Source organism: Chryseobacterium sp. PvR013, from assembly GCF_017833095.1.
GTDB lineage: Bacteria > Bacteroidota > Bacteroidia > Flavobacteriales > Weeksellaceae > Chryseobacterium > Chryseobacterium culicis_A.
Map to the genome: position 1 here is coordinate 4,704,842 of NZ_JAFIBT010000001.1, position 25,973 is coordinate 4,730,814.

Sequence of the window (25,973 nt, forward strand, 5' to 3'; positions counted from 1 at the left end):
CCAAAAGTATCTACAGACAAACTTTTGGGACTTTATATTTGATAAGATATAAATCTTTAGATTAATGTGATTCCATCAAAATTTCGGAAACCGTTCAGAAAATCTTTAACCATCATTCTTTTTTTACCTTCCAGTTGAAGTTCCAGAGGATAGTAGATTCCGTCCTGGGTATAGATTTTAAATTCATTTTTTGAAATATCAAGAGTTCCTGCTGATTTTCCGTGATCAGAAAGTTCAAACTTTCCTCCGAATATTTTTAATCCTTTTTCTTCGTTTTCAATCTTCAACGTGGTGAAAGCTGCAGGATAAGGTGACATTCCCAGAATAAACTGATGAACAGTTTTTGAGGGCTGTACCCAATTGATTCGGGTATCTTCCTTGAAAATTTTATAAGCATTTTTAGGATGTTCCACCTGAGGCTGAGGTTTTTCTTCAATCGTATTTTCAGCAAGGGCATCCAGCGTTTTTACAACAAGTCCTGCGCCCATCTCCATCAGTCTGTCGTGAAGGCTTCCTGCATTTTCATCAGGCAAAATTTCCATTTCCTGCTGAAGCAGAATATTACCTTCGTCAATTTTTTCATTGATAAAGAAAGTCGTAGCTCCGGATTTTTCTTCTCCGTTGATAACGGCATAATTGATAGGGGCAGCACCTCTGTAATCCGGAAGTAGTGAAGCATGAAGATTGAATGTCCCCATTTTAGGCATTTCAAAAAGTACTTTAGGCATCATTCTGAAAGCAACAACTACAAAAACATCGGCATCCAGTTTTCTAAGTTCTTCTAAAAATTCCGGATTTCTTAACTTTTCCGGCTGGAAAACAGGAATATTATTTTCTTCTGCATAGATTTTTACCGGTGATTGGTGAATTTTTTGTCCACGTCCACTTGCTTTATCAGCTACTGTGACTACACCTACCACCTGATGGTGAGATTGATGGATTGCCTCCAAAGAAGTTTTTGCAAACTCAGGAGTCCCTAAAAAAACGACTTTCAATGATTTCATAATGCAAAGATAAGTTTTTGATCTGAGAGTCGGAAAGTGTTTAAGTTTGAGGGCAGGAGAGTTTTAGAGATAGGATAAGTTCATCAGGATTTTACCACAATACATTTACTATTCATTACTCATTACTCATGATTAAGCGCATACGTTCTGAAATTCAGCATTCTTACCTTTCCGGAATCTAAAAGAAAAATCAGATTTTCTAATATATTTTCTTTAGAGTGATAACTCAGCTGTATAGAAAGTTCTTCAATGGTTGCCGATTTTTTGGCCAATACATTGATAATCTGCTGGGAAATATTTTTTCCAAAAATGGATTGTTTGTTCTTTTCACAGACAGAACACTGGCCGCAGTTTTTTGAATTCTTTTCACCAAAATAGGCTAGAATTAGTTTTATTTTACAGTAGTCGTTGTTTTCTACGTAAAATTTCATCTCTTCCCATTTCTGGATTTTGTTTCTCTGAATATGCTCAAATAACTTCCAGTAAGCACTGTTTACCGCTCTTTCATCGCGAGGTTTAAGGAATTTGATACTGGATAGTGCTCCATCGATATATTCAAGATAATTCTTTTGCTGCATTTCCTTCAGCCGTTCTTTGATCAAAGGGACACTGACATTAATTTTATTGCTTACCTGTTGTTCACTGAACATTACTTTATGGGTCGTAATTCCGGATATGGTGCGGAAAAGAAGTTCTATAAAATGAGCATCTTTTTGTGGTAACTGATCTATTTCGTCGGCTTTGATAAAAAGTTCAAGCGAAGACAGACTTTTATTATCATTGTAGTAAACAATTTCCTGATTGTGCAAAAAGTTGAGTACATTATTGATTTTCGCTTTCGAAAGCCTGGTAAAATTCTGTATACTAAGGCTATTCAACTGAAAAGTTTTTTCGGGAAGTTCAAACTCTGCTACCTGAAAAATAGAGTAGAGGTAACTAACAATCTTCAAAAACTCAGCTTTGTTGGGGGTTTGATTTTTTAAAATCTGATCAAAATTCAAGAGCTCCTGTTTGTTCCAGAGCATGAAGGCAAAACTGTCTTTTCCATCTCTTCCGGCTCTTCCGATTTCCTGATAATAATTTTCAATGGATGCAGCAGGAGAGTAGTGAATGACAAATCGTACATTATCCTTGTCAATACCCATTCCAAAGGCATTGGTAGAAATAAGGACATGGTTGTCGCTGGTGTTCCAGAGATTCTGCCTTGCATTTTTTTCTTTAGTAGTTAAGCCTGCATGGAAATAATCCACATTTTTCAGCTGATTTTTCTTCAGAAATTCTGCCAGTAATTCAGCTTCTTTTCTGGTTCTTACATAGACAATTCCGGAGTCGTTGCTGTATTTTAAAATATCAAAAACACGCTGAAATTTATCAGATACTTCATCGGTAAAGATTTTGATATTCTCTCTTTTGAAACTTTTTTGAAAAACAAAAGGCTTTTTAAGTTCCAGTTTATTTTTAATTTCTTCCAGTACTTTGGGAGTAGCAGTTGCAGTCAGAGCAAGACAGGGAATCTCAGGGTTATTACTTCTGAATCCTTTTATATTCTGATAGCTAGGTCTGAAATCCTGGCCCCATTCTGAAATACAGTGCGCTTCATCAACGGCAATAAAGGATAACTGAATTTCCCCCATGTTTTGAATAAACTGAGTGTTGGTAAGTCTTTCAGGAGAAACATAGAGCAGTTTTGTAAGACCTTCTTTGCAGCGGTCATAAATAGTTTCAGCATCATATTCATCCAGTTCAGATGAAAGGTATTCTGCTTCTATACCACGGGATTTGAGCTGATTAACCTGATCTTTCATCAATGCCAGCAAAGGAGAAATTACGAGGCATGTTCCTTCTTTTAATAGGGCGGGCAATTGATAACATAAAGATTTCCCTGCTCCTGTAGGCAACAGAACCAGCGTGTCCTTTTCGTTGATAACAGCATTGATAATTTCTTCCTGAGAATCTCTGAAGTCTGTATAGCCCCAGAAATACTTAAGAGTATCATATTTTAGCTTTTGAAAATCCTGCGGAGAAATCATGGTGTAAAAATAAGGAAAGAATTAGACAAAAAAAGTCACGCAGGGCGTGACTTTCATATGATATATCAATATGTTTATTATTTAGCTTCGAAGTATACTCTTCTATTGGCTCTGTTTTTCCATTCAGGGCACTTCGTTGCTGGTTCACATTCAGGGTATTTAAGGTCTTTTTCACCTTTTCCTACTGCCTGTAGTTTACCATTTTGAACACCGTTTTTGATCAGATAGTTCTTAACGTTGTTTGCTCTTCTTTCAGATAGTTTTTGGTTGTAAGCGTCAGTACCTCTTGTATCGGTAGCTCCGATTACATTGTAAGAACCAGTTGAAGAATTAATATAGTTTACCGCATTATTTAAAATTGGAGTATTTGATGGTAAAATTCTGTCAGAATTTAAGTCAAATTCAATCCCTTCCAATTTAGTTTCTGTTTCTACTACAGGTCCTGTTGTTGCTACCGGACATCCGTTGTTTTCAACAGGTCCAGGAACAGTTACACACTTATCGTAAAGGTCAATAACTCCGTCTAGGTCAGTATCAAGTGCAACTCCGGCACCATCCACTCTTGCCCCTGCAGGAGTATCAAGCTGTCTGTCCCAATCGTCACATACCCCATCGTTATCAGCATCTCCTTTTTTACAAACTTCGATATCCTGGTTTTTATTAGCCAGTACATCAAGTTTATAATAGATTTCCTGAAGTGGGTCATGCCACATTAAGTGAGATTCGTGTTTTCCAAGTTTTACAGAAAGACCTAAAGTAGCATTAAAGAAGTTGTCAGAAACCTGCTCAGAACGCTTGTTGATAGCGCTGTACGCATCACCACCACCATCAAACTCATCATCACCGGTTACAACATACATTAATCTCCCTTCAATATCAATTCTTCTGTTCACTTTGAACTTCAGACCTGTACCAGCCTGCATGAATAAAGATCCTAATTGGAAAGGCTTAATCTCAGTCATCAATCTCTGTTTGTTATTCCCGTCTTTCTGGTATGCTCTGTAGGCAATAGTACCAATACCTGCATATCCATGAAGCGCCCATCTGTAAGGAGAGTGGTTATCAACTCTTCTTAATAGGTTAGAAAAATTAATGTCTCCTAAAATAGAGATTGCGTCATACTGAGTTCTTGCTCCTACTGCTGATGCATCTGGTGCTGCATTTTTAGTATTGAACCATCCTTGTCTGGTTTCACCTTTGTCATATTGTAAATTGATCCCAAATGCATGGGTAATCGCTTTATCAATACTTACATAAGCTGAATATCCAAAAAGGTTTTTACCATTACCATTTTTGATAGAGGTCAAATCCGCTGACTGAAGAAGTGGAACACCCACCCCGGCAGAAATGGACCAATCGTTAAATCTTTTAGATTGATTGGTGAATGGGGAAACATTAGCAGATCCCGAAGAAAATGTATTAGGATACTCTCCTTTTGAAACTGCCGTTGAGTCTTGTGCATACGTGGCAGAAGGAATTGCCAAAGCTAATGCAACAATTGCTAAACTTAATTTCATAGTGTTATTTTTTTAAGTTAAGTTATTTTAAATGATTTTTTACGCTAAAAAGTGATATTGCGTTAATTTTTTTCAGGAGAAACTCGTTGATTTTTAATATGTTTCATACAGTTGTCCTGAAAATAATGTTAAAGGTATGTAAAAAAATTCGTAGTAGAAAAAAAATAAACCGAAAAGAGTAATTCTTTTCGGTTTATAAAGTATTTGAAAATTTATTTCTTCTTTTTCTTAGCAGGAACTTTTTTTACTGCTTTTTTTACAGGAGCATCTTCATAGTCTTTCTTTTTAATAGAATCCCATTCTGAACTTTCTATAAATCTTACAGTAACTTTTCTGTCTGCCATTCTTTCAGCATCTGAAGCTGATGCAGGAATTGTTGCTTCAGCAGAGCCTACTCCTCTTGATTTCAAGACATTTTCATTAATGCCTCTGTTTTCCAGAGCTCCTACTACAGCAGCTGCTCTTTCTTTAGAGAGTCTTAGGTTGTACGCTGCACTTCCTTTGATATCTGTATGTCCTGTTAACAGATAGTTACCTCCGTTTTCTTTAATAATGGAAGCAGCCAGATCTAATTTTTCGTTAGATTCAGGTCTGATCGTTGCTTTATTAAAGTTGAAATAAATATCCTTAAGGGTTTTCTCTACTTCTACAGCAGTTTGTTTATTGTCTTTAACGATAGGACATCCGTTGTTTTCAACAGGTCCAGGAACCGTTACACACTTATCGTAAAGGTCAATAACCCCGTCTAGGTCAGTATCAAGGGCAACTCCGGCACCATCCACTCTTGCCCCTGCAGGAGTATCAAGCTGTCTGTCCCAATCGTCACATACCCCATCATTATCAGCATCTCCTTTTTTACAAACTTCGATATCCTGGTTTTTATTAGCCAGTACATCAAGTTTATAATAGATTTCCTGAAGTGGGTCATGCCACATTACATGGGATTCATGCTTACCTAATTTGAAGGAAAGACCTAAAGTAGCATTGAAGAAGTTGTCAGAAACCTGCTCAGAGCGCTTGTTGATAGCGCTGTACGCATCACCACCACCATCAAATTCATCATCACCGGTTACAACATACATTAATCTCCCTTCAATATCGATTCTTCTGTTCACTTTGAACTTCAGACCTGTACCAGCCTGGAAGAACATAGAACCTAATTCGAAAGGCTTAATTTCAGTCATCAATCTCTGTTTATTATTTCCGTCTTTCTGGTATGCTCTGTAGGCAATAGTACCGATACCTGCATATCCATGAAGTGCCCATCTGTAAGTAGAGTGGTTATCAACTCTTCTTAATAGGTTAGAAAAATTAATGTCTCCTAAAATAGAGATTGCATCATACTGAGTTCTTGCTCCTACTGCTGATGCATCTGGTGCTGCATTTTTAGTATTGAACCATCCTTGTCTGGTTTCACCTCTGTCATATTGTAAATTGATCCCAAAAGCATGGGTAATCGCTTTATCAATACTTACATAAGCTGAATATCCAAAAAGGTTTTTACCATTACCATTTTTGATAGAGGTCAAATCTGCTGACTGAAGAAGCGGAACCCCTGCTCCTACTGAGATAGACCAATCATTAAATCTCTTGGATTGGCTGGTAAATGGGGTAACATTGGCAGATCCTGAAGAAAATGTATTTGGATATTTTCCACTAGTATCTGCAGTTGAGTCTTGTGCATATGTGGCAGAAGGAATTGCCAAAGCTAATGCAACAATTGCTAAACTTAATTTCATCGTGTATTATTATTTGATTTCTTTTAGAAAAAAGAAGTTTAAGTTTTTTTAATTATTTAATTGGGCATCCGTTATTTTCAACAGGTCCTGGTACCGTTACGCATTTATCGTAAAGGTCAATAACTCCATCCAGATCCATATCTAAAGCAACTCCGGCACCATCTACTCTTGCTCCTGCAGGAGTATCAAGTTGTCTGTCCCAGTCATCACATACTCCATCATTGTCTGCATCTCCTTTTTCGCAAACAACAAGATCGGTACTTGCATTTTCAAGAACGCTGGTTCTATAATAAGCTTCCTGAAGCGGATCATGCCATGCCAGGTGAGATTCTTGCTTTCCTAATTTGAAAGATAATCCTAAACTTACCGTCCAGGCATTATCAGATCTTCTGGAATTTAGCATATTATATTTTGAACCTGGAGTGGAAGGATCATAATCATTAGGATCAGCCCATCCGCCACCATCGAATTCATCATCACCACTGATAATGTACATGGTTCTTGCTTCAACATCAATAAGTTTTGAAACATTATATTTTATTCCCAGACCTCCTTGATAGAAGATAGAGTTGATATCAATGTCTTGCTTAATGAATAAAGGGGTTCTTCTTGGGGTAGTACTCCATCTGAATTCGTCATTGTCATGTAATGATGTTCTGAATCCCTGAACTCCAATACCCATATATCCGTGGAAAGCCCATCTGTATGGAGAATGATTGTCTACTCTTCTGAATAAATTTGAGAAGTTGATATCTCCTAATAAAGAGATGTTGTCAAATTGTGTTGTTGCAGTAGCTACTCCTGATTTTACACCTGCAGCACCGGGAAGTTGGGCTGTCTGTTTCGTTTCTCCTCTCATATACATAACGCTTAATGCGAATGCATGTGTGATTTGTTTGTCCACGCTTACATAAGCATTATACCCCCAATTGGTCTTATCCTTGCGGATAGATTTTAAATCAGAGTGTACCATGAATGCAGGACCTCCTCCGACAGAAATAGACCAGTCTCTGAAGCGTCTGGCTTTATTGTCAAAGGGTTGTACATTGGCGGAACCTGAGGAGAATGTATTAGGATACTCTGTGGAAGAGTTTACTGTAGTGCCGCTGTTCTGTGCGAAAGCTGCAATTGGCAATGACGTAGCCAATAATAATAAACCTAATTTCATACAATATGTTTTATGTTTTAAATAAAATCTTTCAATAATATTCTGGAAAAATCCCTTTCAAAAAGATGTTTTTTATGAGGGATTTCTAACCTTTCTGATTTAAAATTTAACTCATTATACTTAATGATATCAATGTCTATTATCCTGTCAGTATACCCTCCGGATACTTTTGAATCATTAATTCTTCCCATCTCAACTTCTATATTCTTAATACAATCAAGCAGTTGGATTGGTGAAAGATATGTGAATATTATTGCTGCAATATTACAAAAAATATTGGAACTGGCAAACTCTACGGGGTCAGACATTAAATATTCGCTGATTTGTGAAATGTTATTTCCGGCATCATTTATCTTCTTTAATGCAAGCTCTACATTTTTTTTTTGCTCTCCTAAGTTACTTCCTAGTAACAAAACGACCTTATGCTGCGACATATTGTAAAATTGATTGATTTATGAGAAGTTTCTTCAAAAATGTTTTGGCAAATATAGTAGCAATTATCATACTTTGCTCTCTATTTTTCATCTTTTTCATTATGATGATTGTGTTCAGTTCGATGGGAAATGATAAGTCGGTGGCGGTGAAAAAGAATTCGGTTCTTACGATTAATTTAAAAACAAATATAATCGATAGTCCCACTGAAGAAGAGATGGGATTGTTCGGATTAGGTGCCCAAAATAAAAGTATCCTTATATATGATGCATTGGAGGCTATTAATAAAGCAAAAACTGATGATAATATTAAAGGAATCAGTATAGAAACTGATTATTTATCTGCGGGTCTTACTCAAATTGATGATTTGAGAAATGCTATTGAAGATTTCAAGAAAAGCGGAAAGTTTGTATATGCTTATGGAAACGGAGTATCACAGTCGGCCTATTATTTAGGATCTGTTGCTGATAAATATTATCTGCACCCGGCAGGAATGATAGAATTAAAAGGTCTTTCTACGGAGGTTACTTTCTTCAAAGATTTTGCTGATAAATATGGAATAGGAATTGAAGTGATCCGTCACGGTAAATTTAAGTCTGCAGTAGAACCTTTTTTAAGAAATGATATTTCTCCTGAAAATAAAGAACAGCTAAGCACTCTTTTGAATGATCTTTGGAAAAACACTTCCAATAAAATGGCTGCTTCAAGAAAGATTGATACTGCTCAGTTCAGAACGATTACGGACAGCTTATACGGAATGATTCCTGAACAAGGCGTAAAATATAAACTTGCGGATAAACTTATCCAGAAATCAGAATATGAAGATCTTCTTAAAACGAAGTTAAATGTAAAAGATAAAGAAAAGCTTAATAAAGTTTCCTTGGCAAGCTATATAAGTTCTTATGCAGATGATGATCAATCAGGTGAAAAAATAGCTGTGCTTTATGCCTCCGGATCTATCAATAATGGTGATGAATACAATGATATTCATTCTGAAAAATATGTAAAGTATATCAAAAAACTTCAGGAAGATGATAAAGTTAAAGCGGTTGTTTTCAGAATCAACTCTCCGGGAGGAAGTGCTAATGCTTCAGATGAAATCTTATTTGAATTGCAGCAGCTGAAAAAGAAAAAGCCACTGATTGTTTCTTTTGGTGACTATGCAGCATCAGGAGGATATTATGTAGCCATGGCAGCGGATAAAATTTATTCAGAGCCTAATACACTTACCGGTTCTATCGGAGTGTTCGGGGTGATGCCTTATTATAAAGATATTGCGGCGAAAAACGGAATCCGTGCAGATATTGTTTCTACCAATGCCAACTCTATGTATTATTCAGGATTAAACGGAGTAACCCCTTACGGAGTCAATATGATGACAAGAAGCGTAGAAGGTACCTATAAGAGATTTGTCCATTTTGTGACTCAGAACAGAAAGAAAACTTTTGAACAGATTGATAATGTAGGTGGCGGTAGAGTATGGAGTGGTGTTCGTGCTAAAGAAATAGGATTAGTAGACGAATTGGGTACTTTGACAGATGCTGTGAAGTTTGCTGCACAGAAAGCAGGATTAAAATCTTACCATGTAGAGGCTTTTCCTAAGAGAATGTCACCGTTTGAGCAAATCTTCAAAGATCTGAACGAGGAAGATGTTTCTGCAAGAATCATTAAAAATAAAATAGGGAAGTCCAACTATGAAATATTGCAGCAGATCACAGATAAAAAGCTACAGTCTGAGGTGAAAATGGAAATGCCTTATCAGATTAGAATCAACAACTAAACTAAATTTTATATTGTATACAAAAATCCCGGACCTGAAATTTCAGATCCGGGATTTTATTTTTTTATCAGCGTTAATATCAGCTTTTCTTTGTTGCCATTCCGTAAATCCAGAGGATAATTAAAGCGCCTCCAATTGAGAGAATCCAGCTTCTAGGATTCCAGAATGAAGTGACATCTCCCCAGTGTAGAATGTAAACTCCTATAGCTCCTCCTATAAACGCTCCCAGAATTCCCAGGATAATAGTGATAAGCCATCCTCCTCCCTGAGTTCCCGGCATGATCATTTTAGCGATAGCACCTGCAATAAGACCAAATAAGATCCATGTTAATATTCCCATAGTTGCAAATTTTTTTATTGTTAATATTTAAAAATGATTTGTTTACTAATATAAGGGAAAACATGATATAAATCATCTTTTCTTGAAGAATGAGTCTACAAATTCCGTACCATTAAAAAGCTGTAAATCCTGCATTTTTTCGCCTACACCAATATATTTAACCGGAATTTGGAATTGATCGGAGATACCGATTACAACACCTCCTTTTGCTGTTCCGTCCAGTTTGGTTACTGCTAATGCATTTACTTCTGTAGCAGCGGTAAACTGTTTTGCCTGTTCGAAAGCATTCTGTCCTGTAGAACCGTCAAGTACCAGCAGGATCTCATGAGGGGCATCAGGAATTACTTTCTGCATTACCCTTTTGATCTTGGAAAGTTCGTTCATCAGGTTGATTTTATTGTGAAGTCTTCCTGCTGTATCAATGATTACTACATCCGCATTCTGTGCAACTGCACTTTGTACAGTATCAAATGCTACGGAAGCAGGATCAGAGCCCATTTCCTGTTTTACAATAGGAACACCCACTCTTTCGCTCCAGATGACAAGCTGGTCTACAGCAGCCGCTCTGAAGGTATCAGCAGCACCAAGAACCACCTTTTTACCTTCTGATTTGAACTGATGAGCCAGTTTTCCTATAGTCGTTGTTTTGCCCACTCCATTCACTCCTACAACCATGATGACATAAGGTTTTTTGGAAGTATCGATATTTCCTGTACCTGCATGAGGATTTTCAAGCAATAGTCCTGAAATCTCATCACGAAGAATTTTGTCAAGCTCGTTAACGCCTACATATTTATCTCGGGCAACACGTTCTTCAATTCTTCCTATGATTTTGATGGTAGTAGAGGCGCCTACATCGGAAGCAATCAGTACTTCTTCAAGATCATCAAGTACCTCATCATCTACTTTACTTTTGCCGACTACGGCTTTCGTCATTTTTTCAAAGAATCCCTGACTGGATTTTTCCAATCCCTTGTCTAAAGTTTCTTTTTCTTCTTTTTTGAAAATATTTTTAAACCAACTCATAGTTTTAGTTTATTCTTATTTATTTTTAATCACTGCTGTGGCTTCTACTTCTATAAGCACATCATCTCTGAAAAGCCCTCTCACTTCCACAAGGCTGCTTACAGGAGGATTTTGAAGATTGACATACAAATCCCTCACTTTTCTGAAATCAGCTATTTTTTTGATATCCGTGGTGTAGATTACCAGTTTGATAATATCTTTTCCTGTGCCTCCATATTCTTTCAGGATGTTTTCAATATTTTTGAAAACCTGCTGTGCCTGATCTTCAATAGTATTCCCCACAAGATTACCTTCCAGATCCAGAGGCACCTGTCCGGATAATAAAACCATTTTAGAACTGCCACAGTCAATACTTACTGACTGAGATAATCCTTTTATGTTGAAAACTTTCGGCGAACTTTTATATTCTACAGGGTTCATTGTTTTCTGACTGAATGAAAATAGAAAAGTTGCTGTACATAACAGAACAAGAATCTTTTTCATATTTTGCTGATTAATAATCTGGTGAGCAAAGATAGCAAAAAAACTACCCAAAAAATGAGTGTTTTTTTTACATTATCTATAAAATATAGACTATCTCACCATGTTAAGCCCGTTGTATTGTGTATCTTTTTCTTATTTAAAATTATAGTTCTACCGTATCTCCAAGTCTTGCAATATTAAATCCATTGGCCAGAACCGTTTTGCTCTGTTGGCTATCCTGAATTAAAAGTTTGTTGGTGTGATTGAAGTGAATAAAGTAGATTTTCTTTTTTTCCTGAACCGGCAGGTTTTTAAAAAGCTCCATACTTTCCGTTACAAATGGATGGGGAATTTCTGAGATATCTCTGAAGCCTACTTCTTCAGCGTCATAAAATGTGGCGTCTAAAAATGCATAATCAACCTTTTTGATGAAATCTGTAATGCTGTGCTTCCATGTATTCCACTTATCAATATCGGGTATAAATAAAGCCTTCTTATGAGGCCCCTGAATTAAGTATCCTACTGTTTCGGAGTATTCATCCCGATGAGGCACTAAAATAGGAGTGACCTGAAGATGAGGATTTATTTGTAGTGGCACTTCATTTTTCATTTCCCGGATCTCAATGTTTTTTAAATGAACCAATTGTGACCAGGGTCCGTTATTCTCAAAATACTTCTTAAATATCGGCATAGCATACACCGGAACATTTTTAGAATTCATACCTTCTCTTCCCAAAAACATCAAACCTGTATAATGGCCGATGTGGGCATGCGTGATAAAAATTCCATCCGGAGCTGTTTTTTCCAATGTGCCGGATTTTTCCTGTAATAATTGAAGTTGTGAACTGAAATCAGGACTGCTGTCGAAAATATAATTTTTTTGCAGATCGTAATCAATGACTCCCATTGATATAATTTTCCGATCTTGTCTGGGATGTTTCCAAAGATCAGCACAACAGCTTTTCTTACAGCCTGCCTGTGGTGAACCTGCATCCTGTACATTTCCAAGGACCGTTAAGACGACCCCTTTATTTGTATTTGTTTTAATACTTTGAGCCGAAATGGGACAGAAAATAATGGTGCCCAAAAGCAGCGTAAACAACGATTTCATTTGTATGTTTTTTAAGCATAAAAATAACAAAAAAACTACTCACAAAATATGAGTAGTTTTTTTATATTGTAAACAAAGTACAGATTATTTCTTTAAATAACCGTCTACTTCGTCAGCATTCATTACTTTTTCTTCGAAAACGTAAGCTCCTGATTTAGAAGACTTAACCATTTTCACCACTTTAGTCATTTTTTTAGACCCAGTTTGTAGGGTTGCTACTACTTTCTTTGCCATGGTAAGTTATTATTTATAAATTACTTAATTTCTTTGTGAAGGGTAGATCTCTTAAGAACAGGATTGTATTTTTTCAATTCCAATCTCTCTGTAGTGTTCTTTTTATTTTTTGTAGAAATGTATCTAGACATTCCTGGCATACCACTTTCTTTGTGCTCTGTACATTCAAGGATTACTTGAACTCTATTTCCTTTTTTTGCCATGATTTATTAATTCTTTTTAATCAATCCGTTTCTAGTAGCTCTTTCAATAGCTTCCTCGATTCCAATCTTGTTAATCACTCTCAATCCATGAGCTGATACTTTCAGTGTAACGTGCTTATCTTGCTCCGGAAGGTAAAACTTCTTCTCTAATAAGTTAATTTCAAAACGACGCTTCGTTTTGTTATTAGCGTGAGAAACGTTGTTACCAACCATTGCACGCTTTCCTGTTATTTGGCAAATTCTTGACATATCTCGATGTTCTTATTTGTATAATATTTGAGAGTGCAAAATAACGAAGAATTTTTTAGATAGACAAATCTTTTAGAAAATATTTGCAAATAAGTGACTGATTAATAATCATGAATTTTTAAAATAGTAGAATCCTTGGGATACAGCAGTTAATCAGTGCTGATATATTTCATACAGGCTTTTTTTTAAGCAAAGAATTTAATATTCTATCTTTGTTTTTAATTAATCTAAATAAAAACAACTATGAAGAGGATTTATATTTTATGGTCTATGTTGCCTGTCAGTCTGATGGCCCAGAACTTTACTGAGGTGCAGACCAACATGAATAATTTTTATTATTCAGCAGCTGATATTGCTGATATAGACAACAATGGTACGCTGGATATTGTACTCAATGGTGCGATAGATTCTGACGGTGATGGAAATGTAGACAGTACCTACAATGAAGTATATCAGAATAACGGGACTACTTTATTACCGTTTGCAGGATTAGGAGCAGATGTGACGCATCTGGGAGATATTAAGTTCATTGATTATAATAATGACGGGCTGATGGATATTGTTTCTACTGGACTCAGCTATTGGGATGTTGTTAATTATAAACAATACCGATTCAAAAATACCGGGACAGGATTTGTAAAAGAAGCAGAGTTACCCGGTAAAATATATGGTTCTCTGGAAGTTTTTGATTTTAACCATGACGGGAAACCTGATTATGCCATTAATGGAACTCAATATGCCCATGGAGGAGGATTCGGAAATAGTTTAGATTATTATAAAAATACAGGGACTGATTTTGTTCTGACGGAAAACTGGGTGGATGGAACTCAGAGCGGAAGTTTTAAAGTGGTAGACCTTAATAATGATCATCTTCTGGATCTTGTGATTATCGGATCGGATATCAACGGGGATCCAGTATCCAAAGTATACATGAATCAGGCAGGGGTTCTGACCCATACCCAGGATCTTGCTCCCGTAGCAGTAGGGAAAATAGATTTTGCAGACTTTAATGCAGACGGTTTCCAGGATATTGTAGTGATTGGAAGGGATGCCAATGATGATGGGTATTTTGCCGTTTTAATGAATGATGGTACCGGTACACTGAATGCTCAGACCATTGCGGTAGGTGATATTTCAGATGTGGCATTAAGTGTTGGTGATCTTAATAATGATGGGTATTACGACTTTATCATTTCCGGGAATGAAAACTATAATGCCGTTGTGAAAACGTATATCTATAATGCATCCAATAATACATTTAATGAAGGAATCGTAACGGGCATCCATGAACTGGGAGGTCCGGGGATGGTTCAACTTTTTGATTTTAATAACGATCATCATCTGGATATCTTACTGGGTGGATTCGACTGGGCTGCTTCTGATCTGCCTTCACTAACGAAAGTATTTAAAAATAATGCTACAGCGGCCAATGCAAAACCTGCAGCACCTACTCAGCTGAATATGACGAAAAATGGAAACAGGTTCAATTTTACCTGGAGTGGTGCATCGGATGATAAAACTCCGGTGAATGCCTTACGTTATGAAATTACCGTAGGATCTACACAGGGAGCTCATGATATTGCTAAGTATGTAGTAACCACACCATCATGGTTTCTGGATCTTGATCCGTCCATTCAGAATATATACTGGAGTGTAAAATCTATTGATGCTTCAAAAGTGTATTCTGATGCTTCTCCTCAAAGTGTGCTGGGAACAGCGGACATCAAACCTGAAAAGCAACTTGTTATCTATCCTAATCCGGTATCAGATAAAGTGTATATCAAAGGCGAAAAAGTTTCAGAAGCCGAAATGTATTCGATGGACGGAAGAAAACTGAATATTAAGGTAAACGGAGATCAGTCTATTGATGTTTCTCATTTACCTAAAGGAGTATATTTATTAAAACTGAAGATAAAAAACGAAATAACCACCAGAAAACTTACGATTAAGTAATTGAATCAATTCTATCTTCTATCAATGAGAAAAGCCAGGCGTCCAGCTGGCTTTTCTTTTTTCTATCTGTTTGTTTTTTTGATTTTCAGTAAATATGAGTGGAGTTTATCATTGAAGTTCTGAAATACAAAAAGAAAAAATAAAGGAAAATATAACAGGAAATATCTTGGTAATGGCGCTACTGAATAAAACAATAAATAAAAAATAAAAATGATTCCGGTATATACAGCATCAAATGAAAATCTTAATTTTAACTTTTGAATGATCGTGTAAATAAAAAGCAAACTAAAAACCATTAAAATAATAGAATAGAGGTACATTATGTAAATACCTGAAAAATTATAATTTCCCGGATAATAATTTAAAAAGTTAATTCCTATTTTTTTTAAACTGTTTTTAATAAACAGTTCCGGATGCTCCGAAATAAAATTTTTATTAAGCTGTTTCAGATATTGATCTATTTGTTTTTCATCTGTAAAATTCTGACGGAGATATTCATCGGTTAATAATATTTTTTTTGCAGGATCATACGGCAGGTTTTCACTTGAGAAAATATCATATTTTTCATTATTGCCCTTTGCAAAATTATAATTGAGAGAAGTTGAATAATGGAATACTCCTGTTTTTTCATAGTTCCTTATACACCATGGAAGATATGTAATGAAAATAAATGTGAACACCAGTGCAAGGTTGTAATATTTTATTTTTTTATATCCAATCAATATAATTGCTGAGATGATCATTAAAAACAGAAATTCAAATCGGAGGTATAGCCCGGCTATTGAAAATATTGAAATTAATATTACATTTTTTACAGTGACCTTCTGTGATAATTTCAATACCAGTGCAAAGAAAATGCTGAATACAGATAATGTAAGAGCAAATGAACTGATTTTTGTAGCGCCTAAAAGAATAGGCGGAAAAAAAATAATACACCCAAAAGCAAAGAAGTAGCTGTTTTTTTTTATCGCATTTTCTTCAAAAGACACAACAAGTAATAAAACAGAGAAAAATAAAATGACAGCCTGCAGAACACATGAAATCATTACCCAATTCGGTGTTTTGACAATACTTTCTACTAAAAGTAAATAATAAGGATATAAAGGTGGCATATAAGCCGAAGGTTTACCCAGATAATAATAATCATGATAAACGGAAAAATCTTCCATGATTATCTTCCATTCAAATACAAGATCGGCATTCCTACTTAGATAGTATGCTGTAATGCAATATAGTAGGAAAATGACAGAATATCTGTATCTGAATAATTTTTTTTTCACTTTTCTATCTATTAAAATCAATTAACCTTTGGGAACTACGCTTTCTTTGTTTTCTTTTTAAACCATTCAATCAGGTAATAGAACAATAAAAATCCTAATGCAAATAGGGAAAATCTTGAAAGAATATCTCCGGCTCTGGTATAGAATGTCATGGTATCATAAAGATTTACCTTTGCGAATAAGGCTGTTTGGTCACCATAGAAAGTATCTGCGGTGATCTCTCCTTTAGCATTGATATGTGCTGAAATCCCACTGTTGGCCGCACGGGCAATTTCTCTTCTGGTTTCGATAGCTCTTAATTTCGCGTAAGATAGAAGTTGTTTGTGTCCCTCTGTAACGCCCCACCAGGAATCGTTGGTCATAATGCCTAAGAAATTAGCTCCTTTTTTTACATAGTCTGTTACAAACTCCCCGTAAATGCTTTCATAGCAGATAATTGGTGCCAGTTTCCCTTTATTGTAAGGGTTTGAAAAGGCAACTCTTTCTTTATCTGTCCCCAAAGAGGCTACGGTACCGCCAAGGTTCAGCATGGCATCTCCCAACAATGGTTTTAAAACATTCATATAAGGGAATATTTCTACACCCGGCACCAGTTTTCCCTTGTGATAAACCTGAACTTTTTGGTTAGGAACCAATTGAATCGCCGTATTATAGCTGCTTACCCAAACACCGCTGTTGATCTGATAGGCTTCTTTAGGTAAATCAACCGGATTATAAAAAAAACGGTGGGAAGAAATTCCTGTAGCAAAAACAGATCCCGGATGATTGGATAAAAATCCTTTGATATTATTTAAAAGTAAACTCTTTTCAAACGCTGTTTCAGAAATAGATCCTCTGCCAGGAAGCGCTGTTTCGGGAGCAATATAGTAATCAATCTTACCTGTTGAGTTTTTTTCAGCAAGAGCCAATAAATCCTGTTCTATCGTCAGACTGTCTTTCGAATATTTTTCAGCATAAGGATCAAGATCCGGCTGGAGCATCAGAACGCTTACCTGCCCGATAGGCTTTTCATCAAAACTATTGTATTTGATCACTGAAATAATCATCGGTAAGATAATTAAAGCCCCTACGATAGCAGAATTTTTAATCAGATCTTTTCTTTTTCTTCCGGCTTCCCAGGTTCTTACCGTATAGAATATTAAAACATTAACCAAAAGAATCCAGAAGCTTCCCCCTGTAGCACCCAACGTGTCATACCATTGGATCAGCTTTGGGTAGTCTGAAAATACATTCCCCAGATTCAGCCATGGCCATGTCAGTTCCCATCCCAAATGAAACTTCTCAAAGCTCATCCAGATGGCAATTAAAAATCCTAATCCCCAATAGGTTCCCTGAGCATTTTTGTACCAGTGATAACATTGGAATACCAAAGAATATAAAAGGGAATTTACCAGTACCGGGAATAATACAGCCATCATAGAGTGGCTTCCATCAGGGTTTTTTGAGCCATACAGCCATCCTGTAGTGACTAAATTCCAGATCACAAAGCATAAGTAAGATAATCCGAAGACGACCCAGCTTTTCCTTTTGTAATCTGAGAATTTTGAAATCCCATGTTCCATCATCAGAAGAGGAACAAGGGCAAAAAATATAAAAAACGGAACTCCATAAGTTGGCCATGAAACCGACAGCAGCATTGCTGAAATAAGTGTAAGTAGAACGTATTTCATTAAATTATTTTAATACACAAATTTAATGTTTTTGAAATGAATATATTAGCAGTTCAATGTTAAAGAAAATATATAAAATCATTATTGTTCCCTATAGTCTGCTTTTGCTCTATCTGATGTTTTTAGGAATGGGCAGATTTCAGTACGAGGAAAATCTTATCACGGTAGAACCTGTTTTTTCTACGGTAAAATTTATTCAGGGTCCACACAAGACGGTAGATATTGTGACGATTGTTTTGGGCAATATTATTATGTTTATTCCTTTTGGATTTCTGGGCTGGATGATTCCCGAGCTGAAAAATTAAAGCCATTGATGTTTGGCTTTATCTCATGTATCTTAATTGTAGAAGCACTTCAGTACTTTACAAGAATGGGCATATTTGAAGTAGATGATATTATCCTGAATACTTTTGGAGTGTATCTGGGATGGATATTATGCAGCGCTATTGATAAAAGATTTAATTATTAAGTTCCTTCGCACGCTTTTCGGCATTCAGAATTCCCTGTTTCAGAATTTCTTTGAAACTGTTTTCTTCAAACGTTTTTAAAGCAGCTTCAGTAGTTCCGCCTTTAGAAGCAACGTCTTTAATCAGTTCTTCAAGATTTTTGTCAGAATTATTAATCAGGTGATACGCTCCCAGCATGGTTTGTTTTACAAAAAGTTTGGAAAGGTTTTCTTCAATTCCCATTTCAACCCCTGCTTTAATCATGGCATCGATGATATAATAAAAATAAGCAGGACCACTTCCTGAAAGAGCGGTAACACCATCCAGAAGTTCTTCATCCTCAAGATAAACCGATCTTCCGGTACTGTTCAATAATCTTTCTATACTGATTAATTGACTGAAAGAGATTCCGTTGGCCGCTGTATAGCCTGTAATTCCCATTCCCAAAAGGGTAGGAGAGTTCGGCATTGCTCTTACCACTAATGGATGATTCAGTGATTTCTGAATTTTTTCAATATTAATCCCTGCCATAATGGAGAGAACCATCTGGTTTTCTTTGAAGGTAAATTGAATATTTTGAGCAACGGCATGAAAATCCTGAGGCTTTACGGCAATAATGATTAAATCAGCATCGAGTTCCTGAATTTCTTCAAACGTAGAAATTTTAGAATGGGGAAATTCTTCAGCTATTTTGGAGATTTTTTCCTGATTTCTGATAATAAGATGAAGGTGTTCAGGTTTGATCAGTTCGTATTTCAAAAAAGATTTTGAAAAAGAAAGTCCCATATTTCCGGCTCCAAGAATAGCTATTTTCATCACGAATTGTAATTTTTAAGCTAAAATAATGATTTTCCGGAGACTGGATATGAATTGATTCTGAATTAATTTTTTATTGGAAAACGCAAAGATGCAAAGGTTTTGAATAATATGCTGTTTTAAGGCGCGAGAAAATCGGAGATTTTCAGCAAGGATGAGAATGAAATAAGATAAGGTTAATCCTTTTGTAGCACAAAGATCGAACAGTATTAAATTTTATCGAAGATTAAATCCTTGCGCCTTAAAATAATAACAAAGAAAATAAAAGATCCTTGCGACTTTGCGTTTATCCAATACTTAAAGATAATAAGAAATAAAAAAAGACTGAATTCATATGAATCAGCCTTTATATTTTTTAGATTAAATAATATTCACTTCCCGTTCAAGCTCTATTCCAAACTTTTCTTTCACAGAATTGATGATCTCTGTAGAAAAATCAAAAATTTCCTTTCCGGTAGCCTTTCCTGTAGCGTTGATGATCACCAATGATTGAAGTTGGTGGGAAGCTGCATTTCCGATCTGCTTTCCTTTCCATCCGCATTGCTCAATTAACCATCCTGCGGGTACTTTTACCATGTTTCCATTGGGATAGCCCTGAATATTTTCAAACTGCTGTCTTAATGCTTCAAACTGAGCCAAAGGAATTGTCGGGTTCTTGAAAAAACTTCCGGCATTTCCAATTTTCTTAGGATCCGGCAGTTTGCTTTGTCTGATATGGATTACCGCTTTGGAAACATCCTGAATCGTAGGGTTTTTAATGCCAAGATTTTCCAGTTCGGATTGGATGGCTCCATATTCGGTTTTGATACGATGTTCTTTTTGGGTAAGCTTAAAAGTGACTCCAAGAATAACATATCTGCGTTTTCCTTCCTGCTTGAAAACAGAATCTCTGTATCCGAATCTGCATTGTTCAAGACTGAAGGTTCTCAGTTCAAGATTTTCCAGATCCAATGCCTCACAGCTTACAAAAACGTCTTTGATCTCTGTTCCGTAAGCCCCAATATTCTGCATAGGAGAAGTTCCCACATTTCCCGGAATTAAAGACAGGTTTTCAAGTCCTCCATAATTTTTTTGCAGGCAGTACATCACAAATTCATGCCAGTTTTCACCTGCTTTTGCGGTTACTAATACTTCATTTTCACTGATGTGTTCTTCGGAAATTCCTTTTAAATTCAGTTGGATAGCAAGACCGTCAAAATCTTTGGTAAGAAGAATATTGCTCCCGCCTCCCAAAAAGAGAAGCTGAAGGGAATTCATCTTCGAGAAAATGAGTGCCTCTTTTAATTCATCAATAGTACTGACTTCAGTAAAATAATGGGCTTTGGCTTCAACACCGAATGTGTTATAAGGTTTTAATGAAAAATTTTCCTGCATGTTTTATTTGTATTCTTTGGGAAGAATCTTGTCTAGTTGTTCTTTAAGTTGCTGTAGCTGTTTGTAATGTAAAGTATCTGCGTAGGCATTTACATAAATATGGGATTTTTTCGGAGTCCGGATCTGGAATGTTTCATCTATTCCGTCTACAGACTGTTGGCTGGGAGAACTTTTTATATGATCAAGATCTACAATATGGACTGATGATACAAGCTTTTTCCAGACTTCGGGATTGATGGCAGATGCCCATGCCTGATGGCTTTGTTGGGCCGTTATCCCTTTTTCTGCAAAAATAGAATCTTTTGTGGCTTTGATAATTCTGTAATTTCCAAGGTTTCCCCCAATATCAGATACACTGATGAATGTAATTTCGTGTGGATTTCTGTGGGGTGCCGACTGTTCAGTCTTTTTGGAATCACATGAAAAAAATGCCGACAGCAAAAGAATCGAAAACAGAATTTTCAGATGGAGTTTTTTTGTTGTCGGCATAGTATATATTTTACAGACTGAATTCTTCTCTGTACTTCTTTAAAGCTTCTTTAAGAATTTCAGCACTTCTTTTTAAATCTTCTTCTTTCAGAACATAGGCAATTCTCACCTGTTTCTTACCTAATTCAGGATTGCTGTAGAACCCTCCTGCAGGGGCAACCATGATGGTTTCGTTATTAAGAGCGTATTTTTCAAGCAGCCACTGAGCAAATTTTTCAGTATCATCTACCGGAAGCTCTGCAACACAGTAGAAAGCACCTCTTGGTTTAGGGCAGATAACTCCAGGAATAGCATTTAAAAGATCTACCAATACATTTCTTCTGTGGGTATATTCTTCTCTTACTGCTCTGATATAAGGGCCATCGTTCTGGTGTGCTGCTGTTGCTGCAATCTGTCCCAAAAGAACCGGGCTTAATCTTGCCTGTGCAAAAAGCATGGCTGCATTACGGATTTTGTTGGAGCGAGTCACCATACATCCGATTCTTACTCCACACATAGAGTAACGCTTGGATTCTGAATCAATGATGATACAGTTTTCCGCTAATTCAGGGAAATCAAGCATGGAAATCTGCTGCTTTCCGTCATATACATATTCTCTGTATACTTCATCAGAGATGATTACAATGTCGTATTTCAAAGCAATTTCTGCAAGTTTCTGAAGCTCCTCACGCGTATAAAGATATCCGGTAGGGTTTCCAGGGTTACAGATAATGATTGCTCTTGTTTTTTCTGTAATTTTTTTCTCAAATTCCTCAACAGGAGGCAAAGCAAAACCTGTGTCAATTGTAGAAGGTACTGCTACTACATTCACATCAAATGTACTGGTGAAACCGTTGTAGTTGGCATAGTAAGGCTCAGGAATAATCACTTCATCCCCTTCATCACATAGAGTAGAGATAGCAAAGTTCAGGGCTTCAGAACCTCCATTGGTAACAATAAAGTTGTCCGGGGTAAGATCTGAGAAACCTAATGAATGGTAGTATTCTGTAAGGGCTTTTCTGTATTCAATATTTCCTTCAGAAAGCGCATATTCCAATACTTTTAAATCGATGTTTTTTAAAGCATTTAACGCTGTTTCCGGAGTTTCAATATCAGGCTGTCCGATATTAAGGTGATATACTTTTATTCCTTTCTGTTTTGCTTGTAACGCAAAGGGAACCAGTTTTCTTACCGGCGATGGCGGCATATGCAGTGCTCTGTTTGAAATATTCGGCATTGTTCAAAAAATTTGTATGACAAAAATAGGATTTAATTTCTCAATAATAAAATTAAGAGTCAATTAAGAAATAGGAGAATGTTCTTTAATTTTTTTTTACTTCTGTTAATTTTTGTGTGCGTTAAATATTAATATTTGATCTTTTTCGAAATTATTTTATTTTTTAATCAAAAAAAACTTTTTTGTATTGTTATTTTTACTAAATTTCGCCACAAATGTGATTAAAATGGCAATAAATTTATTTTCTAGAGTGGTACCTGCTGTCGCTCTGTTTTCAGCCAGTGTACTCCTGGCTCAAAATTATCAGACCATGCCGATTACTTCAGGCTTAACCGCTGATGTAATTGCAAACGGTATCGGTTCTTCAACAATTTCTACAAATAATGACGTAGATGGAGTTTCATACGCTTTTGTAGCGAAAGATTTTCAGCTGACCTCTACAAGTGCAGCGATTACGTATGGTATTCCTGTAGATGGGCTCATTAATTCTGTAGTGGGAACAACTCCCGGATTAAGCTTTCAACTGGCAAGTTTAAATGCAAATAATTCTCTAAGATTGGCTGCAACCAGTGATAACGGAACTTTGGCATTTACAACACCAAAGGCAGCGATCAAACTCTATATGCTTGCTGTAAGTGGAAGTGGTACTTCTACGGTAAGTGTAGTGGTTAATTTTACCGATGGCAGTTCGCAGACATTTTCAAGTATAAGTCTTTCAGACTGGTATAATGGATCTAATTTTGCGATACAGGGAATAGGAAGGATTAAAAAGCCGGGGGCTACTCCAGCCAGTGGTGATGATGTGCCTTCTCCTGAAGGGGGAACCAATCCAAGATTATATCAGGCTGAATTGGCAATAGATGCAGCAAATCAGGCAAAACTAGTACAAAGTGTAACCGTAACTAAAGTTAGTGGTTCAGGGATACCGAATATTTTTGCTTTTTCAGCAGATGCCTATTCTGATTGTGCACCTCCTGTATTACAGGCAGTTTCCGGAATCACAGCAAACTCAGCTTTGGTTTCATGGACAGGCAGTGCTGCCAGTTATGATGTATATCACAGTACTTCAAACACAATACCATCGGGTTCAGTAACGCCTACTTATCCGGGGGTAACAGGTACAAGTACAACTATTGGAGGTCTTAATTCAAATACTACCTATTATTATTGGGTGAGATCCAACTGTAATACTGCTACCAGCCAAAGTGTATGGTCTTTTGCAGGAACATTTAAAACAGCTTGTTCTACTTTCACTGTTCCTTATACTGAAAACTTTGATACAACAAGTACAGGTTCCTCTTCAAATACGAATGCTCCAAGCTGTTGGGCATATCTGGAGAGTGCCTCATTTGCAGGATATGGATATGTAGCAGCATCCAATAGCTATTCAGCACCTAATTCTTATTATATGAATAATTCAAGTGGGACTACAGGCAGCCAAATGTTAGTGGCTCCTCCTACTATAAACCTTTCAGATGGTACGAAGCGTGTAAGATTCTATGCAAAAGGAGGAGGAAGTAATTATACATTATTAGTGGGAACACTTTCGAATCCTACAGATCCTGCTTCTTTTACACAGATTGGAGCTCCTATTACCTTAACTACTACTCATACACAATATACCGTTAATATTCCTTCAGGTTCTGATTTGCAATTGGCATTTAAACATGGATTGGGAGGTTCTTCACGTTCTATTTATATTGATAATATTACGGTTCAGGATATTCCTTCTTGTCTTGAGCCAACTGCTGTTACATCATCAAACGTGACAATGAATACAGCAACGATTGGTTGGACGGCACCAGCTTCTGCTCCTGCCAACGGATATGAAGTATATTACAGTACAACGAATACTGCACCTGATGCATCTACTGTTTTGAACGCTTCCAACTCTGCAACTTCTGCTACGACTTCAGCACCGCTGAGCTCTCTATCTACTGATACGAATTACTATGCATGGGTAAGATCTGTATGTAGTGCCAGTGACAAAAGTATCTGGAGTGATGTTACAGCATTCAGAACAGGTTACTGTCTGCCTTCATCTACTTCACAGAACTCATGGCTGTCTGACTTCAGTTCTACCGGAGGATTGGTAAATATGACATATTCATCCGGTTCAAGTGTTGCAGGTGGATATCAAAATTTAATAGCAAGCAATAACAAGATCATCAATGCTCCGGGATCTGACACTTCAGTGTCTTTCACCGCAGGAGGTCCTACATGTGGAATTGCAGTTTGGGTAGACTGGAATAATAATTTAACTTTTGAAGCTTCAGAAAGAATGTTTGTTACTAACACTTATATAACAAATGCTTCCGGAACTATTACGGTACCTGCGGGAACACCTCTTGGAAGTTATAGAATGAGAGTAGTAACTGATTATAACAGTACAGCACCATCAAACCCTTGTTCAGCGATCTCAAGAGGAGAATTCATTGATTTTACTTTTGAAGTAGCTACTTCATTATCAACTTCAGAAACCAATCTGAAGAAAAAAGAAGTGAATGTATATCCTAATCCTTTCAAAGATGTTCTTCATATTGCAGATATCAAAGATGTTAAATCTGTAACTGTTACAGATGTAGCGGGAAGAGTAGTGAAAACTATTGATAATCCAACTACAGAACTTCAGTTAGTTGAATTGAACGCTGGTTTATATTTAGTAACAATGAACTTTAAAGATGGCTCAAAATCAACAGTAAAAGCCATTAAGAAATAAAATTTTTTGAGTTAATAATTTCTGTAGGCAGTTGCATTCGTGTGGCTGCCTTTTTTTATGATTTGTTTGAATAATAATCTAAAAATAGTCGTATTTTAGAAAAAATTACCATATGCAGATTCAGTCAGTTTCCATAGAGGATTATATCTCAAAAATTCCTGAAGAAAGACAGGAAGCCTTCAAAAAGCTTTATGATACCGTGAATGACAACCTTCCTAAAGGTTTCGAAGAGGCCACAAATTATGGAATGGTAGGTTGGGTTGTTCCTTTGAAAACATATCCTGCAGGTTATCACTGTACACCGGGAACTCCACTGCCATTTTTAAGCGTAGCTTCTCAGAAGAATTTTATAGCGCTGTATCATATGGGACTGTATTCCACACCGGAACTTCTCGACTGGTTTGTGGCAGAATATCCTAAACACTCCAAAAAAAAGCTGGATATGGGTAAATCATGCATACGTTTTAAAAAAGTAGAAGATATTCCTTTTGAGCTGATCGCTGAACTCAGTAAAAAAATAACTGCTGATGATTGGATCAAAATTTATGAATCTCAGTATAAGAAATAAAAAAAGCTCTGAAATCTACTTGATTTCAGAGCTTTTTTTATGCTGGAAGCTGGAAGTCTGAAGCTGGAGGTAGTATTTGTATTTTAAAATCACCAATTGTCATTTCATGATGAGCTTGATAAATATTTAAAAGTTAATTAAATAGTG

Annotated in this window: 25 protein-coding genes; 6 read left to right on the forward strand and 19 right to left on the reverse strand. The window is 36.4% G+C overall.

Features of this window, described 5'->3' with window-relative positions; genetic code table 11:
• Positions 1–56 precede the first annotated feature (56 nt).
• The 6 genes from fmt to folK all read right to left on the reverse strand — a co-directional run bounded on the left by fmt (position 57) and on the right by folK (position 7,892).
• Positions 57–1,004: a methionyl-tRNA formyltransferase gene (gene fmt, locus JOE44_RS21400; protein WP_209787383.1), complete on the reverse strand. Its 948-nt coding sequence runs from the start codon at positions 1,002–1,004 to the stop codon at positions 57–59.
• 122 nt (positions 1,005–1,126) lie between these two features.
• Positions 1,127–3,034: an ATP-dependent DNA helicase RecQ gene (locus JOE44_RS21405; protein ID WP_209787385.1), complete on the reverse strand. Its 1,908-nt coding sequence runs from the start codon at positions 3,032–3,034 to the stop codon at positions 1,127–1,129.
• 77 nt (positions 3,035–3,111) lie between these two features.
• Positions 3,112–4,551 (reverse strand): OmpA family protein, encoded by a 1,440-nt coding sequence (locus JOE44_RS21410; RefSeq protein ID WP_209787387.1) that lies wholly within the window; start codon positions 4,549–4,551, stop codon positions 3,112–3,114.
• A 212-nt stretch (positions 4,552–4,763) separates the two neighbouring features.
• On the reverse strand, positions 4,764–6,290 hold the full coding sequence (locus JOE44_RS21415; RefSeq protein WP_209787389.1) for an OmpA family protein: 1,527 nt from the start codon (positions 6,288–6,290) through the stop codon (positions 4,764–4,766).
• Positions 6,291–6,342: 52 nt separating this feature from the next.
• Positions 6,343–7,458: a flagellar motor protein MotB gene (locus JOE44_RS21420; protein ID WP_105681396.1), complete on the reverse strand. Its 1,116-nt coding sequence runs from the start codon at positions 7,456–7,458 to the stop codon at positions 6,343–6,345.
• A 17-nt stretch (positions 7,459–7,475) separates the two neighbouring features.
• Positions 7,476–7,892 carry a 2-amino-4-hydroxy-6-hydroxymethyldihydropteridine diphosphokinase gene (folK, locus tag JOE44_RS21425; RefSeq protein WP_209787391.1) on the reverse strand — a complete coding sequence of 139 codons (417 nt, stop codon included), beginning with the start codon at positions 7,890–7,892 and terminating at the stop codon, positions 7,476–7,478.
• A gap of 20 nt (positions 7,893–7,912) precedes the next feature.
• On the opposite strand from folK, the gene sppA reads away from it, so the two are divergent.
• Positions 7,913–9,670: a signal peptide peptidase SppA gene (gene sppA, locus JOE44_RS21430; protein WP_209787394.1), complete on the forward strand. Its 1,758-nt coding sequence runs from the start codon at positions 7,913–7,915 to the stop codon at positions 9,668–9,670.
• 79 nt (positions 9,671–9,749) lie between these two features.
• Here the strand turns inward: sppA and JOE44_RS21435 are convergent, their stop codons facing one another.
• The 7 genes from JOE44_RS21435 to rpmB all read right to left on the reverse strand — a co-directional run bounded on the left by JOE44_RS21435 (position 9,750) and on the right by rpmB (position 13,295).
• Positions 9,750–10,010, reverse strand: coding sequence for a GlsB/YeaQ/YmgE family stress response membrane protein (locus tag JOE44_RS21435; protein ID WP_050019846.1), 261 nt, complete (start codon positions 10,008–10,010; stop codon positions 9,750–9,752).
• A gap of 72 nt (positions 10,011–10,082) precedes the next feature.
• Entirely contained in the window at positions 10,083–11,036 is a 954-nt protein-coding gene (gene ftsY, locus JOE44_RS21440) for a signal recognition particle-docking protein FtsY (protein ID WP_149833468.1), read from the reverse strand.
• Between the two features lie 15 nt (positions 11,037–11,051).
• Positions 11,052–11,519: a RidA family protein gene (locus JOE44_RS21445; RefSeq protein ID WP_209787396.1), complete on the reverse strand. Its 468-nt coding sequence runs from the start codon at positions 11,517–11,519 to the stop codon at positions 11,052–11,054.
• A gap of 142 nt (positions 11,520–11,661) precedes the next feature.
• The gene (locus JOE44_RS21450; protein ID WP_209787398.1) at positions 11,662–12,609 is read right to left on the reverse strand and encodes an MBL fold metallo-hydrolase; all 948 of its coding nucleotides are present in this window, start codon (positions 12,607–12,609) and stop codon (positions 11,662–11,664) included.
• Between the two features lie 84 nt (positions 12,610–12,693).
• Positions 12,694–12,843, reverse strand: a complete 150-nt coding sequence (locus tag JOE44_RS21455; RefSeq protein WP_065722020.1) for a DUF4295 family protein — start codon at positions 12,841–12,843, stop codon at positions 12,694–12,696.
• Positions 12,844–12,863: 20 nt separating this feature from the next.
• A complete protein-coding gene (gene rpmG, locus JOE44_RS21460; RefSeq protein ID WP_027373683.1) occupies positions 12,864–13,046 on the reverse strand; it encodes a 50S ribosomal protein L33 in 183 nt (60 codons plus the stop codon).
• 6 nt (positions 13,047–13,052) lie between these two features.
• Positions 13,053–13,295, reverse strand: coding sequence for a 50S ribosomal protein L28 (gene rpmB, locus JOE44_RS21465; protein ID WP_002976757.1), 243 nt, complete (start codon positions 13,293–13,295; stop codon positions 13,053–13,055).
• A gap of 243 nt (positions 13,296–13,538) precedes the next feature.
• On the opposite strand from rpmB, the gene JOE44_RS21470 reads away from it, so the two are divergent.
• Positions 13,539–15,248: a T9SS type A sorting domain-containing protein gene (locus tag JOE44_RS21470; protein ID WP_245169837.1), complete on the forward strand. Its 1,710-nt coding sequence runs from the start codon at positions 13,539–13,541 to the stop codon at positions 15,246–15,248.
• A 62-nt stretch (positions 15,249–15,310) separates the two neighbouring features.
• On the opposite strand, the gene JOE44_RS21475 is transcribed toward JOE44_RS21470, so the two are convergent.
• The gene (locus JOE44_RS21475; protein WP_209787400.1) at positions 15,311–16,417 is read right to left on the reverse strand and encodes a hypothetical protein; all 1,107 of its coding nucleotides are present in this window, start codon (positions 16,415–16,417) and stop codon (positions 15,311–15,313) included.
• A 146-nt stretch (positions 16,418–16,563) separates the two neighbouring features.
• Positions 16,564–18,198: an apolipoprotein N-acyltransferase gene (gene lnt, locus JOE44_RS21480; RefSeq protein WP_209787402.1), complete on the reverse strand. Its 1,635-nt coding sequence runs from the start codon at positions 18,196–18,198 to the stop codon at positions 16,564–16,566.
• 56 nt (positions 18,199–18,254) lie between these two features.
• Between lnt and JOE44_RS25195 the strand changes: the two genes are divergently transcribed.
• Both JOE44_RS25195 and JOE44_RS25200 read left to right on the forward strand, forming a co-directional pair.
• Positions 18,255–18,503 (forward strand): hypothetical protein, encoded by a 249-nt coding sequence (locus JOE44_RS25195; protein WP_245169838.1) that lies wholly within the window; start codon positions 18,255–18,257, stop codon positions 18,501–18,503.
• An 8-nt stretch (positions 18,504–18,511) separates the two neighbouring features.
• A complete protein-coding gene (locus JOE44_RS25200; protein ID WP_245169839.1) occupies positions 18,512–18,667 on the forward strand; it encodes a VanZ family protein in 156 nt (51 codons plus the stop codon).
• On the opposite strand, the gene proC is transcribed toward JOE44_RS25200, so the two are convergent.
• The 4 genes from proC to JOE44_RS21505 form a co-directional block, all read right to left on the reverse strand.
• Complete coding sequence (proC, locus tag JOE44_RS21490) at positions 18,657–19,460, reverse strand: pyrroline-5-carboxylate reductase (RefSeq protein WP_209787403.1); 804 nt, start codon at positions 19,458–19,460, stop codon at positions 18,657–18,659. The two genes, JOE44_RS25200 and proC, sit on opposite strands and share 11 nt — an antisense overlap.
• 360 nt (positions 19,461–19,820) lie before the next feature.
• Positions 19,821–20,834 carry a UDP-N-acetylmuramate dehydrogenase gene (murB, locus tag JOE44_RS21495; RefSeq protein WP_209787405.1) on the reverse strand — a complete coding sequence of 338 codons (1,014 nt, stop codon included), beginning with the start codon at positions 20,832–20,834 and terminating at the stop codon, positions 19,821–19,823.
• A 3-nt stretch (positions 20,835–20,837) separates the two neighbouring features.
• Positions 20,838–21,323, reverse strand: coding sequence for a hypothetical protein (locus JOE44_RS21500; protein ID WP_209787407.1), 486 nt, complete (start codon positions 21,321–21,323; stop codon positions 20,838–20,840).
• Positions 21,324–21,333: 10 nt separating this feature from the next.
• The gene (locus JOE44_RS21505; RefSeq protein WP_105701883.1) at positions 21,334–22,539 is read right to left on the reverse strand and encodes a pyridoxal phosphate-dependent aminotransferase; all 1,206 of its coding nucleotides are present in this window, start codon (positions 22,537–22,539) and stop codon (positions 21,334–21,336) included.
• Between the two features lie 226 nt (positions 22,540–22,765).
• On the opposite strand from JOE44_RS21505, the gene JOE44_RS21510 reads away from it, so the two are divergent.
• Both JOE44_RS21510 and JOE44_RS21515 read left to right on the forward strand, forming a co-directional pair.
• Complete coding sequence (locus tag JOE44_RS21510) at positions 22,766–25,258, forward strand: GEVED domain-containing protein (protein ID WP_209787409.1); 2,493 nt, start codon at positions 22,766–22,768, stop codon at positions 25,256–25,258.
• 112 nt (positions 25,259–25,370) lie between these two features.
• The gene (locus JOE44_RS21515) at positions 25,371–25,826 is read left to right on the forward strand and encodes a DUF1801 domain-containing protein (protein WP_209787411.1); all 456 of its coding nucleotides are present in this window, start codon (positions 25,371–25,373) and stop codon (positions 25,824–25,826) included.
• The last annotated feature ends 147 nt before the right edge of the window (positions 25,827–25,973 follow it).

Bases quoted from the DNA above. Each gene is read 5' to 3' on its own strand.
- proC (WP_209787403.1), bottom strand. From the start codon at position 19,460: ATGAAAATAGCTATTCTTGGAGCCGGAAATATGGGACTTTCTTTTTCA.
- JOE44_RS21515 (WP_209787411.1), top strand. From the start codon at position 25,371: ATGCAGATTCAGTCAGTTTCCATAGAGGATTATATCTCAAAAATTCCT.
- rpmG (WP_027373683.1), bottom strand. From the start codon at position 13,046: ATGGCAAAAAAAGGAAATAGAGTTCAAGTAATCCTTGAATGTACAGAG.
- JOE44_RS21435 (WP_050019846.1), bottom strand. From the start codon at position 10,010: ATGGGAATATTAACATGGATCTTATTTGGTCTTATTGCAGGTGCTATC.
- fmt (WP_209787383.1), bottom strand. From the start codon at position 1,004: ATGAAATCATTGAAAGTCGTTTTTTTAGGGACTCCTGAGTTTGCAAAA.
- JOE44_RS21475 (WP_209787400.1), bottom strand. From the start codon at position 16,417: ATGGAAGATTTTTCCGTTTATCATGATTATTATTATCTGGGTAAACCT.
- JOE44_RS25200 (WP_245169839.1), top strand. From the start codon at position 18,512: ATGTTTGGCTTTATCTCATGTATCTTAATTGTAGAAGCACTTCAGTAC.
- JOE44_RS21450 (WP_209787398.1), bottom strand. From the start codon at position 12,609: ATGAAATCGTTGTTTACGCTGCTTTTGGGCACCATTATTTTCTGTCCC.
- JOE44_RS21505 (WP_105701883.1), bottom strand. From the start codon at position 22,539: ATGCCGAATATTTCAAACAGAGCACTGCATATGCCGCCATCGCCGGTA.
- ftsY (WP_149833468.1), bottom strand. From the start codon at position 11,036: ATGAGTTGGTTTAAAAATATTTTCAAAAAAGAAGAAAAAGAAACTTTA.
- lnt (WP_209787402.1), bottom strand. From the start codon at position 18,198: ATGAAATACGTTCTACTTACACTTATTTCAGCAATGCTGCTGTCGGTT.
- JOE44_RS21420 (WP_105681396.1), bottom strand. From the start codon at position 7,458: ATGAAATTAGGTTTATTATTATTGGCTACGTCATTGCCAATTGCAGCT.
- rpmB (WP_002976757.1), bottom strand. From the start codon at position 13,295: ATGTCAAGAATTTGCCAAATAACAGGAAAGCGTGCAATGGTTGGTAAC.
- JOE44_RS21405 (WP_209787385.1), bottom strand. From the start codon at position 3,034: ATGATTTCTCCGCAGGATTTTCAAAAGCTAAAATATGATACTCTTAAG.
- JOE44_RS21510 (WP_209787409.1), top strand. From the start codon at position 22,766: ATGGCAATAAATTTATTTTCTAGAGTGGTACCTGCTGTCGCTCTGTTT.
- JOE44_RS21455 (WP_065722020.1), bottom strand. From the start codon at position 12,843: ATGGCAAAGAAAGTAGTAGCAACCCTACAAACTGGGTCTAAAAAAATG.
- folK (WP_209787391.1), bottom strand. From the start codon at position 7,892: ATGTCGCAGCATAAGGTCGTTTTGTTACTAGGAAGTAACTTAGGAGAG.
- JOE44_RS21415 (WP_209787389.1), bottom strand. From the start codon at position 6,290: ATGAAATTAAGTTTAGCAATTGTTGCATTAGCTTTGGCAATTCCTTCT.
- sppA (WP_209787394.1), top strand. From the start codon at position 7,913: ATGAGAAGTTTCTTCAAAAATGTTTTGGCAAATATAGTAGCAATTATC.
- JOE44_RS21470 (WP_245169837.1), top strand. From the start codon at position 13,539: ATGAAGAGGATTTATATTTTATGGTCTATGTTGCCTGTCAGTCTGATG.
- JOE44_RS21445 (WP_209787396.1), bottom strand. From the start codon at position 11,519: ATGAAAAAGATTCTTGTTCTGTTATGTACAGCAACTTTTCTATTTTCA.
- JOE44_RS25195 (WP_245169838.1), top strand. From the start codon at position 18,255: ATGTTAAAGAAAATATATAAAATCATTATTGTTCCCTATAGTCTGCTT.
- murB (WP_209787405.1), bottom strand. From the start codon at position 20,834: ATGCAGGAAAATTTTTCATTAAAACCTTATAACACATTCGGTGTTGAA.
- JOE44_RS21410 (WP_209787387.1), bottom strand. From the start codon at position 4,551: ATGAAATTAAGTTTAGCAATTGTTGCATTAGCTTTGGCAATTCCTTCT.
- JOE44_RS21500 (WP_209787407.1), bottom strand. From the start codon at position 21,323: ATGCCGACAACAAAAAAACTCCATCTGAAAATTCTGTTTTCGATTCTT.